General features: G+C 53.9%; 12 protein-coding genes and 3 pseudogenes. 2 read left to right on the forward strand and 13 right to left on the reverse strand.

Annotated elements, in window-relative coordinates; all coding sequences use genetic code 11:
• Position 1 precedes the first annotated feature (1 nt).
• The 8 genes from rsxG to blr all read right to left on the reverse strand — a co-directional run bounded on the left by rsxG (position 2) and on the right by blr (position 6,289).
• Positions 2-622, reverse strand: a complete 621-nt coding sequence (rsxG, locus tag J4685_RS01170; protein ID WP_000920820.1) for an electron transport complex subunit RsxG — start codon at positions 620-622, stop codon at positions 2-4.
• A 3-nt stretch (positions 623-625) separates the two neighbouring features.
• A complete protein-coding gene (rsxD, locus tag J4685_RS01175; RefSeq protein WP_000231886.1) occupies positions 626-1,684 on the reverse strand; it encodes an electron transport complex subunit RsxD in 1,059 nt (352 codons plus the stop codon).
• Positions 1,685-3,892, reverse strand: coding sequence for an electron transport complex subunit RsxC (gene rsxC, locus J4685_RS01180; RefSeq protein ID WP_000915596.1), 2,208 nt, complete (start codon positions 3,890-3,892; stop codon positions 1,685-1,687).
• A complete protein-coding gene (gene rsxB, locus J4685_RS01185) occupies positions 3,885-4,463 on the reverse strand; it encodes an electron transport complex subunit RsxB (RefSeq protein ID WP_001092600.1) in 579 nt (192 codons plus the stop codon). Before rsxB ends, rsxC begins: the two co-directional genes overlap by 8 nt.
• Positions 4,463-5,044, reverse strand: coding sequence for an electron transport complex subunit RsxA (gene rsxA / locus J4685_RS01190; protein WP_000133179.1), 582 nt, complete (start codon positions 5,042-5,044; stop codon positions 4,463-4,465). The genes rsxB and rsxA overlap by 1 nt, the downstream gene beginning before the upstream one ends.
• Before the next feature lie 76 nt (positions 5,045-5,120).
• The gene (locus tag J4685_RS01195; protein ID WP_000214061.1) at positions 5,121-5,561 is read right to left on the reverse strand and encodes a DUF2569 domain-containing protein; all 441 of its coding nucleotides are present in this window, start codon (positions 5,559-5,561) and stop codon (positions 5,121-5,123) included.
• A gap of 88 nt (positions 5,562-5,649) precedes the next feature.
• Positions 5,650-5,865 (reverse strand): transcription modulator YdgT, encoded by a 216-nt coding sequence (ydgT, locus tag J4685_RS01200; protein ID WP_000217946.1) that lies wholly within the window; start codon positions 5,863-5,865, stop codon positions 5,650-5,652.
• 298 nt (positions 5,866-6,163) lie between these two features.
• Positions 6,164-6,289 carry a division septum protein Blr gene (gene blr, locus J4685_RS01205; RefSeq protein ID WP_031608772.1) on the reverse strand — a complete coding sequence of 42 codons (126 nt, stop codon included), beginning with the start codon at positions 6,287-6,289 and terminating at the stop codon, positions 6,164-6,166.
• A gap of 207 nt (positions 6,290-6,496) precedes the next feature.
• Between blr and J4685_RS01210 the strand changes: the two genes are divergently transcribed.
• Positions 6,497-7,537: an oxidoreductase gene (locus J4685_RS01210; RefSeq protein WP_000998242.1), complete on the forward strand. Its 1,041-nt coding sequence runs from the start codon at positions 6,497-6,499 to the stop codon at positions 7,535-7,537.
• Between the two features lie 73 nt (positions 7,538-7,610).
• On the opposite strand, the pseudogene add reads toward J4685_RS01210, so the two are convergent.
• The 5 genes and pseudogenes from add to manA all read right to left on the reverse strand — a co-directional run bounded on the left by add (position 7,611) and on the right by manA (position 12,104).
• Positions 7,611-8,612, reverse strand: a pseudogene (add, locus tag J4685_RS01215) (adenosine deaminase).
• A gap of 225 nt (positions 8,613-8,837) precedes the next feature.
• Positions 8,838-8,969: pseudogene (locus J4685_RS01220) on the reverse strand (transcriptional regulator); the annotation flags it as partial.
• Between the two features lie 9 nt (positions 8,970-8,978).
• Positions 8,979-9,199, reverse strand: a pseudogene (locus J4685_RS01225) (glucose PTS transporter subunit EIIB); the annotation flags it as partial.
• Positions 9,200-9,317: 118 nt separating this feature from the next.
• On the reverse strand, positions 9,318-10,826 hold the full coding sequence (locus J4685_RS01230) for a YdgA family protein (RefSeq protein ID WP_000753335.1): 1,509 nt from the start codon (positions 10,824-10,826) through the stop codon (positions 9,318-9,320).
• 102 nt (positions 10,827-10,928) lie between these two features.
• On the reverse strand, positions 10,929-12,104 hold the full coding sequence (manA, locus tag J4685_RS01235; RefSeq protein ID WP_001170610.1) for a mannose-6-phosphate isomerase: 1,176 nt from the start codon (positions 12,102-12,104) through the stop codon (positions 10,929-10,931).
• A gap of 199 nt (positions 12,105-12,303) precedes the next feature.
• On the opposite strand from manA, the gene fumB reads away from it, so the two are divergent.
• On the forward strand, positions 12,304-13,950 hold the full coding sequence (gene fumB / locus J4685_RS01240) for a class I fumarate hydratase (protein ID WP_000066614.1): 1,647 nt from the start codon (positions 12,304-12,306) through the stop codon (positions 13,948-13,950).
• The last annotated feature ends 71 nt before the right edge of the window (positions 13,951-14,021 follow it).

Consider the following 14,021-nt stretch of genomic DNA (forward strand, 5'->3'; position numbering starts at 1 on the left):
GCTATTCTCCACAGGCGGTTAAATGGGGGAGCTGAGCGGGCAGTGATTCGGCGTACAGCCCGGCGCGTTTAACCGCATTCACTACGGCGCGCGGCGTTATTGTCGCCCCGGTAAATTGATCAAAATCACCGCCATCTTTTTTCACCGCCCAGTGCGTATCATTTTCACCGCTGATGGTTTTACCGCTAAAGTGGGTAATCCAGTCAGACAAACGGCGCTCAATTTTATCACCTAACCCTGGCGTCTCATGATGTTCCGTCACGCGCGTCCCCAGGATAGTACCGTTGAAATCTGCGCCAACAATAAGCTGGATAGCGCCGGAATAGCCATCTGGCGCGGTGGCCTCAATGATGGCCGCTACGGGTTTATCATCCTTGCGAGCGATAAAAACACGGTGTGTGCCTTTGCCGAGGGCGGGCGCATCGACCAGATAACAGCTCTCTTGCAGATTATTATTGTAACGATCTGGCGGCAATACCTGATCGAACAGGGCATGTTGTTGTTGCAGCGCTTGTTCGTGGATGGTTGATTTTGTCATCTGATTAATCACCGCGGTCAATCCCGTAGAGCCTGCGGCAAAAAGCGCCAGCGTAATACCGTGTTTACGAATCGTTTTCAGCATGGTTTATCCTTTGCGATGTCCATAGACGCGGGGGCGCGTGTAGTAGTCGATCAGAGGAACCGTGATATTCGCCAACAGGACAGCAAAAGCAACGCCGTCCGGATAGCCGCCGAAGCTACGAATCAGCCACACTAATACCCCAGCCAGCGCGCCGAAAATTAAACGTCCACGGTTGGTCGTGGAGGCGGTAACCGGATCCGTCAAGATAAAAAATGCGCCCAGCATGGTGGCGCCTGACAGCAGATGAAGCTGCGGCGAGGCCAGCGTAGCGGGCGAGAAAAGCCAACCTAACGCGGCGCATAGCGCCAGCGTGAGCAGAAAACTGACCGGGATATGCCAGCGGATGGCTTTTTGCCACAGCAGGAATACGCCGCCGACAAGCCAGGCGAGGTTAACCCACTGCCAGCCCACGCCAGCCAGCGCACCGCTGTATATCGGGTACTGCATGATTTGCTCAACGGAGTGCCCGGCGCGCAAGGACGTTTTAAACGTATCCAGCGGCGTCGCCTGGCTGATACCGTCAATACCGGTACGTAGCAGCGTCATATCGCCGCCGCTGGCGGTATGCCCGCTAAAAATCATCCGTAACGTGTCCAGTATATCGGGCGTTGTTGCGGCTATTTCATAAGGCGGCAACCAGCTTGTCATTTGCACCGGAAAGGAAATTAATAGCACCACGTAGCCGATCATGGCCGGATTAAAGGGGTTTTGTCCCAGCCCGCCATATAACTGTTTAGCGATAATAATGGCGAATCCGGTTCCCAGCACGACTATCCACCAGGGCGCGAGCGGAGGGATGCTGACCGCCAGCAAAAGCCCCGTCAATAACGCGGAATAATCCTGCAGGTGACTGGCGACCGATTGTTTGCGCAGTCTAAGGACAATGGCTTCCGCGACGAGCGCCGTGATAGCAGCCAGAACGATCTGGAAAAGCGTTCCCCAACCAAAAAACCACGTCTGCGCGGCAATCCCCGGCAGAGCGGCGATTAATACCAGCAACATGATTCGCGATGTCTGGCGCTGGTTATGGGTATAAGGCGAGCTTGCGATTCTGAATACCATTTAATCCTCGTTAACAACCTGCTGCTGTGCTGCTTTTTTTGCCTGAACGCGAGCGATAGCCGCAGCAACCGCGGCTTTACGCGGGTCGGCCGGTTCGACAGGTTCGCTTACGGTCTGCTGCTCCTGCTTACGGGCTTTGGCACGGGCGATCGCCGCTTCCACCGCGGCTTTACGCGGATCGACCGGTTCGGCGGGTTCGCTTCCGGCCTGCTGCTCCTGTTTGCGGGCTTTGGCGCGGGCGATAGCCGCTTCCACCGCGGCTTTACGCGGGTCTACCGGTTCGGCAGGTTCGCTTCCGGCCTGCTGCTCCTGCTTACGGGCTTTGGCGCGGGCGATGGCCGCTTCCACCGCGGCTTTACGCGGATCGACCGGTTCGGCAGGTTCGCTTCCGGCCTGCTGCTCCTGCTTACGGGCTTTGGCGCGGGCGATAGCCGCTTCCACTGCGGCTTTACGCGGGTCGACCGGCTCGGCAGGTTCGCTTCCGGCCTGCTGCTCCTGCTTACGAGCTTTGGCGCGGGCGATAGCCGCTTCCACTGCGGCTTTACGCGGATCGTCGCCGGATATCGCGCTGTCAGCCATCGGATGAGCGGCTTGTTTAGCGCGCGCTTGCGCTTTACGCGCTTCACGGGCCGCGATGACGGCGCTATTGTCTGGCAGACTACCCGCCTGAATAACCACCGGTTGCGTGGCCTGCGCCTGTTTCTCTTTTACCCGCGCCAGCGCAGCGGCAATGGCATCCTGATCTTTTGCCGCTGGTTGTACCGCTGCGCTCTTGTGACGTGCAAGGCGGGCGGCTTTTTCGCGCTCCAGTCTTGCCTGACGAGCCTCAAAACGCGCTTTGGCTTCGGCGGCGCGTTTTTCTTCAAGCCTGATCGCATTAATCTCCGCTTTTTCCTGACGGAAATATTGGACGAGCGGAATATTACTCGGGCAGACCCAGGCGCAGGCGCCGCATTCTATACAATCAGCAATATGGTGAGCGGTAGCCTTGTCATGCTGCTGCCCTTTGCTGAACCAATAAAGCTGCTGCGGTAAAAGGTCGGCAGGGCAGGCGTCAGCGCAAGCGCTGCAACGAATACAGCTTTTCTCTTCCTGAGGCGCCCCCATTTCAGTCACGGATGGCGCCAGCAGGCAGTTGGTGATTTTTACGACCGGTACGTCAAGCCAGGGAAGGGTGAATCCCATCAACGGGCCGCCCATGATGACCATCTGGTCAGCAGAGGGGCAGAACCCGGCATCGTTAAGCAAATGACGAACGGGAGTGCCGAGCCGCGCCCAGACGTTACCCGGACGGCTTATCGCTTCACCCGTTAAGGTGACGACGCGTTCTGTGATCGGTTCGCCGTCAACCACGGCGCGTTTCACGGCATATGCCGTACCGACGTTTTGCATCAGCACGCCAATATCAGAGGAGCGCCCGCCGTGGGGAACCTGTTTTCCCGTCAGTATTTGGGTGAGCTGTTTTGCGCCGCCGGAAGGGTATTTGGTTGGGATCACACGTAACGAAATATCGTGGGCGTCAGCCAGTACGGCGCGCAGCATGGAAATAGCCTGCGGTTTGTTATCTTCAATGCCGATTAATACCTCACGCGGTTGCAGAATATGCGCCAGGATGCGAATACCTTCCACAATCTGCGCGGCGCAGTCCTGCATCAGACGATCGTCCGCCGTAATGTAAGGTTCGCACTCTGCGGCATTGATAATAAGCGTGGTGATTTTATCGCCGCCACCCTGCAATTTAACGCCGGTGGGAAACCCTGCGCCGCCAAGCCCGGCAACGCCATACTGATGAATGCGTTCAATGAGCGCTTCACGGCTGTGGGCGCGGTAATCAGACCAGCCCTCGCGTTCAATCCAGCGGTCCTCGCCGTCGGCATCAATGATGACGCTTAACTCCGCCAGCGCCGAAGGATGTGCCGTCGAGTGGGGGGCAATAGCGATAACCGTCCCGGAGGTGGGCGCGTGTACCGGCAGCATTCTCCCACGTCCACGGGTAAGCGCCTGGCCGCGTAGCACGCGATCGCCGACGCTAACGCACAGCTCGCCCTCAGCGCCAATGTGCTGTTTTAAAGGGATAACAAAGCGCGGCGCCAAAGGCACCTGGCGCAGCGGCGTGCCGTTTGACTGGGACTTCATTTCGGGCGGATGAATACCTCCGTCGAAATCCCAGATTTTATCTTTTCTGAAAGCGGAAAATAGTTTAAGCATGTTGTTCCACGGGAATGATGCGAACGGGAATGGTGTTCAAATCCCATTTCCAACTGTCGGGCGTCTCATTCACCGGACGTAATTCGATGCAGTGCGTCGGACACGGATCGACGCACAGATTACAGCCAGTACAGAGATCGCTCATGACCGTGTGCATGGCGCGCGTTGCGCCAACGATGGCGTCAACCGGGCAGGCCTGAATGCATTTTGTGCAGCCAATGCAGTTATTTTCATCAATAACTGCCAGCATACGTACTGGCGCGGCCTGCTGTTCTTCACCATCGCATGGTTGCGGCTCTACGTTTAGCAACTCTGCCATTTTCAGCATGACGGCTTCGCCGCCGGGCGCGCAACGATTGATTTTCTCGCCCTGGAGACCCACGGCTTCGGCGTAGGGGCGACAGCCGGGATAGCCGCACTGACCACACTGACTCTGCGGCAAAATCGCATCGATTTTTTCAACAACCGGATCATCTTCAACCGCGAATCGGCGGGAGGCATAACCCAGAATGGCGCCGAACACCAGACCCAGAAGGGTCAGGGCGCCAACGGCAATCCAGATAGTATTCATTACAACTTCACCAAACCACTAAAGCCCATAAAGGCTAAAGACATTAATCCTGCGGTAATCAATGCTATCGCGTTACCACGAAAAGGGGCGGGCACATCCGCCACGGCAAGGCGTTCGCGGATGGCGGCAAACAGAACCATCACTAATGAAAAGCCGACGGCGGCGGAAAATCCGTATAGCGCCGACTGAAGAAAGTGATGACCGAGATTAATATTCAGTAACGCTACGCCCAGAACCGCACAGTTAGTGGTAATCAGTGGTAAGAAGATGCCTAACAAGCGGTATAACGCCGGGCTGGTTTTCCGCACAACCATTTCGGTAAATTGCACGACCACAGCAATGACGAGGATAAAGGCCAGCGTCCGCAGATAAATCAGATCCAGCGGAATAAGTATCCAGGTGTCGATAAGCCAGGCGCATATCGACGCCAGCGTCATGACAAAGGTCGTCGCGAGGCCCATCCCCATGGCGGTTTCCAGTTTTTTGGATACGCCCATAAAGGGACAAAGGCCCAGGAATTTGACCAGTACAAAGTTATTGACCAGTACAGTTCCGACAAAGAGCAGCAGGTAATCAGTCATGTTTCGGCCTGAAATAAAAAAGCCGCCTATTATCTGTCAAACTACCACAGGCGACAACAGGTTAACTGTAGGGTTATTACGGATTAACAAACGTTGTTTTAACGCGCGCTGAACGTTTGAGATAAGGCACAATGAGCGCCGTCGCCAACAGTGGGAAGAGTAACTGACGCACGGCAAAGGCATCTGAGACGGGCGAAAAGGCAAATGCTTTAACCGCCAGTAACACCGACACCAGCAGCCAGATAATGTAATGCTTTGGCACGCAGCGTCTGCGCTTGAAGAATGCGATCGTCAACCACAAGGTATAGTACCACATGGCGATAGCGGTAATAAATGAAATGCCCCATAGCAGTAAATTACCGGTTTCCTGTCCGCTAAGCGTCTTGAACGTTTGCGGTGTGGCAAGCGCCATAACGTAGAGTAATAACGCCAGCGAGGCGCTCAACAACGCGACTAACAGCCAGGCTAACGGGCCAAGAAGCCAGCCTCCAATTCGTTGTGGCGGTGTTGTAGTCATATCTTCTCCGGGGTTACGCGCGTTAACGGTCATGCCGCTCATTTTGGGGCAAATATTATAAGGTTTTTGATGTTAAACGCTACTTTCTTTATTGCACATAGCGCCAGACGGATTGCGGAACCTGACCTACATCAAACAGGCGTCCTCCGGAAACCAGCTCGGCACGGCGGTGATCTGCAGCGCGATACATATTAACGATGTCCATGTCATCAGTAAGGGTATAGTTAAGGTGGTCGAACAGTTTTTCCAGACTTTCGAGCGAACTAATTTTGCGGAATTTTAATAGATAATCCTGAACAGTCATATAAAGTTGATCCATATTAAATATAATGCCAACGGAGTAGTCACTGATAAAAAAATAAACAAAATTGCACCAGTGAGAGGTCAGGGGTGCAGGTAAAAAGGGAATATTCTTACCGGTAAAGAGTCAGGCGCCACATGGCGCCTGGGGCGAAAGGTTAACGCGCTTTACTACAACAGGCAATAAACGTCAGACCAGATAGAACATATTTCGTTTTTTTTGCCGGTTTTTGACTTTTCTTTGCACGCCCCGGGGCGCTGCTTACCGTACCGCGCGAAAATGCCTTTACATTATCTGACGCTTACTTCTTCTGAACGGAAGCCGTGGGCTCAGGTGGTTGGTAATTGTCAATATGGTTGGCAATACCTAAAAGAATGACTGAGATAATGAGAACTATCCACCCAGTTAATTCAATAAGACGATTCATTATTGACGACATTTGCTTTGATTTATCCATAAACACAGAGAGTAAATGTTACTTTCCTGGCGAACGGTCGGCAAGAGGGAGGGGAACGATTTCAGCCTCTGTTCTGTAACAAGTTAATCATTTGATGCTACGTTGATGGTCAGGACGCTATTGCGGCTAGTCGCACGATGGTGTGGAATAGCGATATCTAAAACCGGAGGCAGTGAGATGAATGACAAAATCCGCGTTGGGTTAATCGGTTATGGCTACGCCAGTAAAACCTTTCATGCGCCCTTAATTATGGGAACGCCAGGGTTAGAGCTTGCGGCGGTATCCAGCAGCGATGAAACAAAAGTGAAAGCAGACTGGCCGGCGGTCTCCGTGGTCTCTGAGCCCCGACATTTATTTAACGATCCGCATATCGACCTGATCGTGATCCCGACGCCCAACGATACCCATTTCCCGCTGGCGAAAGCTGCGCTGGAAGCCGGTAAGCATGTGGTGGTTGATAAACCCTTTACCGTGACACTGTCACAGGCGCGAGAATTGGATGCGCTTGCGCGGAGCACTGGTCGGGTACTTTCCGTCTTCCACAACCGACGCTGGGACAGCGATTTTTTGACGCTGAAGGCCTTGCTGGCGGATGGCGTGCTCGGCGAGGTGTCCTTGTTTGAATCCCACTTTGATCGCTTCCGTCCCCAGGTGCGCGACCGCTGGCGCGAGCAAGGCGGGCCGGGAAGTGGTATCTGGTACGATCTGGCGCCGCACTTGTTGGATCAGGCCATTCAACTTTTTGGCCTGCCGGTCAGCATGACGGTGGATTTAGCGCAACTGCGTCCGGGCGCGCAATCTACAGATTATTTCCACGCGATTTTATCCTACCCCCAGCGCCGCGTGATTTTGCACGGTACGATGCTGGCCGCGGCGGAATCCGCGCGATACATCGTTCATGGTTCGCGCGGTAGCTATGTTAAATATGGCCTCGATCCCCAGGAAGAACGGTTAAAAAACGGCGAGCGTTTACCGCAGGAAGACTGGGGATACGACATGCGTGACGGCGTATTGACCCTGGTTGAGGGAGAGACGCGCAAAGAAGAGAACTGGCTTACGTTGCCGGGTAACTATCCGGCATATTATGCCGCCATCCGCGATGCGTTAAACGGTAACGGTGAAAATCCCGTGCCGGCAAGCCAGGCGATTCAAATTATGGAGTTGATTGAACTGGGCATGGAATCGGCAAAACATCGCGCGACGCTGTGTCTTGCCTGAGATGTCGCATTTCTCCGCCTGGGATAGCATTAAACCGCAGGCGGAGAAGAGCGTTAGTGTCAATAAAGCAATCTTACGCCGCGGCCACTTTTTCGCGTAGCGCACGTTTTTCGCTATCGCTCAGAAAGGCGATTTCCAGACCGTTAATCTGCGCCTGGCGAATCTGTTCGCGGCTCAATCCTGCCGCTGGCGCGGCGACGTGATATTCATGGATAATATCTACGCCCTGAACAGCCGGATCGTCCGTATTAAGACTGGCGAGAACGCCATGCTCAAGGAAGGTTTTGAGTGGATGATCCGCCAGCGATGCGACGGTACTGGTCTGAATATTCGAGGTCAGACAGGATTCAATACCGATACGCTGCTGTGCAAGAAAATCCATTAACGCGCGATCTTCGACAGCTTTTACGCCATGTCCGATACGCTCGGCCCCCAGTTCGCGAATCGCCTGCCAGATACTTTCCGGCCCTGCGGCTTCTCCAGCGTGAACGGTAATATGCCAGCCCGCATCGCGCGCCCGATTAAAGTGCGACAAAAACAGACTGCCGGGAAAGCCCAGCTCATCACCGGCTAAATCCAGCGCGGTGATTTTCTCTCTGTGCGCCAGCAGCGCATCAAGCTCCTGTAAACATGCCGCCTCGCCGAAGGTACGGCTCATAATGCCAATGAGTCATGCCTCGACGCCAAACGTGTTACAGCCGTCGCGTACACCGTCGATAACGGCTTCAACCACGCCTGCGATCGGTAACTGATGCGCCATCGCCATATAGCCGGGCGAAAAGCGAAGCTCGACGTAATGCAGGCCGTTACGTGCCGCATCTTCAATATTTTCAAAGGCCACACGGCGGCAGGCGTCAAGCGATGCCAGGACTTTTACCCCCCAATCGAGTTTAGTGAGAAAGCTTACTAAATCAGGTTCGGTTGAGGTGACCTGGACATGCGGAATCAGCGTTTCCAGCGTTTGGGCGAGAAGGGCGATGTTGAACTGCCGACCAAGATCCAGAATTGTTTGGGCGCGAATGTTGCCATCAAGGTGGCGGTGGATGTCAGTCAAAGGAAGCGTAATATCAATCATGGGCGCACTCAATTTTTAATAAAAGTGCGCACCATTATACTACAAATTGATAATGCTCTGGAAATTTTGCAAAAACGGAGTCATTACGTTGCAACTTCGCGAGAGCGCGGGAGAAATTTTGTATCATTCTCTGTAACGCGCCCCCGGTCAGCTCACGGGGGTTGTCTCTGTTATCGCCTCTCAGGATAAAGGGTCAACCCCCCGCTTGTAGACGGTATCAGCGAACGGCGCGGTGGCAAAATCCATATCCGAGATCGTAAAGGGGAGCAGATCGGCTTCGCCAAAACGATCGGCGACATAATCCCACTACGTACACCATGTCCCGCGTCGGTCAACTTCCTGTGAAAAATCGAACATATCCCTTCCTTATGCCTGAACGGTATTCATCAGGCCAACCATTTCATCTTTTACCGACTGAACCTGCGGGCCGATAATTACCTGCAAATTATGCTGATTGAGCTGTACGATGCCTGTCGCGTGATTGTCCTTCAATGCCTGGACATCGACAAACGACATATCTTTCACTGACAGGCGTAGGGGGGGATGCAGTTGTCCAGACTCACGATGTTTTCCGTGCCGCCTAATGCTCACGACGAGCACCATGTGCGGAGTCAAACGATAGCCGCTCGCCTGGTAACGCAAAAGTAGAGGCTGCGCGTCGTTCGGCGCAGACCGGGTGCAGCGTCGCGACACCCGGCAAGGCGATTATTGTTGAGGCAGCGCCGGAACGTCCGGAACGGAAAGCGCCGGCATCCCAAATAGGCCGACAAAGTCTTCCAACGGCATTTTTTGTCCGTTGAGCGTGATCTGGCCATTGGCGTACTGCAAACTGGAGGCGATAGTATTATCCTTCAGCGTTGTCAGTCGGAACATCTGGCCCATTGCGGACAGCCCCTGCACCTGCTGTTTTGCCAGTTTTTCCGCATCATCCTGCTGATAGCCTTCCAGTTTTGCTATCTGCGTCATAAACTCGACCGCCATGTCCATCGGAATTGCCAGTTTCGCATCCAGCGATTTCACGGAGCGGTCGACTTCCTGTGCCAGCGTTTGCGGTTGTGCCGTTGTGGTTGCCGGATCTTTGAGGAACAGCGACAGATTCAGCGTGGTTTCCCCTTTGGCGTTTTTCCAGCTAAGCGGCGCCAGGGTCAGAACCGGATCGCCTTTTAACAGCACGGGGAGAGCGCTAAAGAACGCTTCAGTGACTTTTTGCTGATAAAGCTCAGGATTCTGCGCCACGTCCGGCTGATTCAGCAGCGCCTGCGTTTGCGCATGATATTGCTGACTAAACTGGTGCCAGGCTTCGCCGTCGATTTGACCGACTTTCAGCGTTAATTTACCGCTGCCCAAATCCTGATTCTGCACTTTCAGGCTGTTAAGCGAGTAATCCAACTGGCTGTTAATGGTTTTTCCGTCGTTGACGAGATCGGACTTGCCGGCAATTTCCATCCTTTCCAGCACCGCCATCTCTTTACCCTCAATGGCGATGGACAGTTTATCCAGCGTTAACTTTTGGTCGCCTACACGCTCGCCAAAGCTTGCCAGCTTACTGGTACCGTCTGTTTTCAAATTATTAAAGGTGAGTTGTACCTTCTGATTATATTCGTTAACGGCATCGACCAGGCCGCTCTGCGCTTCGCCCGACAGCGAAACCACATTACCGTCTTTATCAGCGTTAAGCTGGAACTCGCCGCCGCTAAAGGCGACTTTTTCACCGGCATTCTCGTAGTTTAACGGCTTGAGAGAGATATCGGAGCGGGTATCGCCGCCATAACCAATGCGGGTATTGATGACAAAGGGCGTGTCGCCTTTCGCGATATCAAAGAGGGGTTTTGCCGCATCGTTATTCACCAGCGTGGTTTTTACCGACGCCATAGAAGGGATCAGATTGAGCGTTTTGAGCTGGGCGAGCGGGAAGGGGCCATGTGAAACGGACTCGTCCAGCACAATGCTTTGCCCGGGCTTCAACCAGGTAGTGTCTGCGCCGGCAACCGGTTTGACAACCAGTTGCAGATGGCTACTGAACACGCCGCGCTGGTAGTTTTGATAACTTAATTCGACACCGGCCTCCGGCGCAGTACGCTTGAGCTGTTCATTGGCCTGAGTCACCATTTCTGCAAGATGGTTCTCCAGCTTTTTCCCCGTATACCAGGCGCCGCCTGTCCAGACGATGCCAAGTGCAATCACTACACCTGCAGCTACCAGTGTTTTTTTCATATCAATTGTCCATAAAAATGAAACCAGGCGGATTAAACCGCCTGGAGGAGTTTTACGTCTGTTATAAGCTTAGCAAGAGTTGTTAAAAAATTCAGTACGTTGCTACAGCTTGTTATAAACACGCGCTAAACGGCCCGTGCCGCTGGCGTAAACCGGAGACTCATCCGCGCCGATAAAGGCCGATTCACCCGGCTTCAGTACCAGACGCTGTTCATCTTTACGTAACACCGCCTCACCCTCAACGCAGAACAGAATCGCGGCGCTGTGTTGGCCGATGCTCGTCTCCTGAAGCGCCAGGTCGTGCAGTGAAAAAGCAAAATCGTCAACCGGAATGGGGAAGTCCAGCTCCGAGCCGCTTTTCACCGGGGCAGTCAGCAACTCGCCGGCAGGTTTAGGTTCGAACTTCACGTTCGCGACCAGCTCAGGGATGTCGATATATTTGGGCGTAAGGCCAGCGCGCAGAACGTTATCGGAGTTCGCCATGACTTCCAGCGCAACGCCCTGCAGATAAGCATGAGGCGTTTCGGCAAACAGGAACATCGCCTCGCCGGGATTCAGTTTGACCACATTCAGCAACAAAGGAGAGAAAAGCCCGCTGTCGTCAGGATAATACTCTGAAATCACGCGGATCGTTTGCCACGGTTCGCCTTGCTGGCTGTTAAGCGCCGCTTTGAGTACGGCTAACGCGCGGGATTTTTCTTCGCCTTGCATATTCAACAGGCTGGCGAAAAGCTGGCTCAGACGTTCAGCATTCGGCGCCTGCAAAAAGTGGGCGATAGCGGAATGCGCGCCGGCGACAGGTTGCAGTAAAGAGACAATGTCAGAAAATTCGCGGAACGCGTTCATCGCCAGGAAAGGCGTCAGGGCAAAAACCAGCTCTGGTTTATGGTTAGGATCTTTATAGTTCCGCTCTGCGGCATCCATGGGGATACCCGCCGCATTTTCTTTCGCGAAACCGATTTCGGAATTGCGCTTATTCGGGTGCACCTGAATAGAGAGCGGCTGCGCGGCGCACAGTACTTTAAACAGAAACGGCAGTTCGCCGAAACGGTTGGCTACCGCTTCGCCCAGCATGGCGGTTTTATTCTTTTCGATGGCGTCACGCAGGGAGACGGTTTCGCCGTTGGCGGTGGTGATTCGCGAGCTGTTTTTGGGATGCGCGCCCATCCAGAGTTCAGCCATTGGCTGCTGCTGCGGATTGGCGATGCCATAAAGTTCCGTTAACGCAGTTTTACTTCCCCAGGCATAGTTTTGCACTGAGTTAATGAGTTTTTGCATTATCAAGCCCTGTTTCAATGTGGAGATCAATGGGAGGTATTAAACCAAGAAACCCGCATGAAGTAACCTCCGGGCGTAAAAAGTCGTACTTGTCTCAGTTTTTGTTAAAAAATTGTGTAGGATAGTGTAACTCGCTTTGAGTCGGGCAATGGAACACCTGCCCAGAGAATAACCATACCGAGCGGTAAGTGAGAGCACAATGTCAAACAAACCCTTCTTTTATCAAGACCCTTTTCCCCTCAAAAAGGACGATACCGAGTACTACTTGTTGACCAGCGAACATGTTTCCGTCGCCGAGTTCGAAGGACAAGAGATCCTGAAAGTCGCGCCGGAAGCGCTAACGTTGTTGGCGCGTCAGGCCTTCCACGATGCGTCTTTTATGCTACGTCCCGCGCATCAGCAGCAGGTGTCGGATATTCTGCGCGATCCGCAGGCCAGTGAAAACGACAAATATGTCGCGCTGCAATTCCTGCGAAACTCCGATATCGCGGCCAAGGGCGTGTTGCCCACCTGCCAGGATACCGGTACGGCCATTATTGTCGGCAAAAAAGGCCAACGCGTCTGGACTGGTGGAGGTGATGAAGCGGCGCTGGCTCGCGGCGTATATAACACCTATATCGAAGATAACCTGCGCTATTCGCAGAACGCGGCGCTGGATATGTACAAAGAGGTCAATACCGGTACTAACCTGCCGGCGCAGATCGATCTCTACAGCGTCGATGGCGATGAATATAAATTCCTCTGTATCGCTAAAGGCGGCGGTTCGGCGAATAAAACCTACCTCTATCAGGAGACAAAAGCGCTACTGACGCCGGGTAAGCTCAAAAATTATCTCGTCGATAAGATGCGTACGCTGGGCACCGCCGCCTGTCCGCCGTATCACATTGCGTTTGTCATTGGCGGTACCTCGGCGGAAGCGAACCTGAAGACCGTTAAGCTGGCCTCGGCAAAATACTATGATGCGCTACCGACCGAAGGCAATGAACACGGGCAGGCCTTCCGCGATATTGAGCTGGAAAAAGAATTGTTGCTTGAGGCGCAAAATCTTGGCTTAGGCGCGCAGTTCGGCGGCAAATATTTCGCTCACGATATTCGTGTCATCCGATTGCCGCGCCATGGGGCATCGTGTCCGGTAGGTATGGGCGTGTCCTGCTCCGCGGATCGAAACATTAAAGCGAAGATCAACCGGGAAGGGATCTGGATCGAGAAGCTGGAGCGCAATCCCGGTAAATATATTCCAGAGGCGCTGCGCCAGGCGGGAGAGGGCGAGGCGGTGCGCGTTGATCTTAACCGTCCCATGAGCGAGATACTGCAACAACTGTCGCAGTATCCGGTATCAACGCGCTTGTCGCTGAACGGCACGATTATTGTGGGCCGCGATATCGCGCACGCTAAACTGAAAGAACGGATGGACAGAGGCGAAGGTTTGCCGCAGTACATCAAAGATCATCCTATCTATTATGCGGGGCCGGCAAAAACGCCGGAAGGGTACGCCTCCGGGTCGCTTGGGCCGACTACCGCAGGACGGATGGACTCTTATGTTGATCAGCTCCAGTCGCAGGGCGGCAGTATGATCATGCTGGCGAAAGGCAACCGCAGCCAGCAGGTGACCGATGCCTGTAAGAAACATGGCGGCTTCTACCTGGGCAGTATCGGCGGCCCGGCAGCCGTTCTGGCGCAGGGCAGTATCAAGCGCCTGGAGTGTGTGGAATATCCTGAACTGGGTATGGAGGCTATCTGGAAAATTGAAGTGGAGGATTTTCCGGCCTTTATTCTGGTGGATGATAAAGGTAACGATTTCTTCCAGCAGATTCAGTCATCGCAGTGCGCGCGCTGCGTTAAGTAATGTCGCCGCCCTGCGGGGCGGTAACATGATTCGCTATTTTGCCGGAGAACGGCGCAAGCGCCTTATCCGGT

The organism is Salmonella sp. 32100201201700099SM (assembly GCF_017572645.1).
Classification (GTDB): Bacteria; Pseudomonadota; Gammaproteobacteria; order Enterobacterales; family Enterobacteriaceae; genus Salmonella; species Salmonella enterica.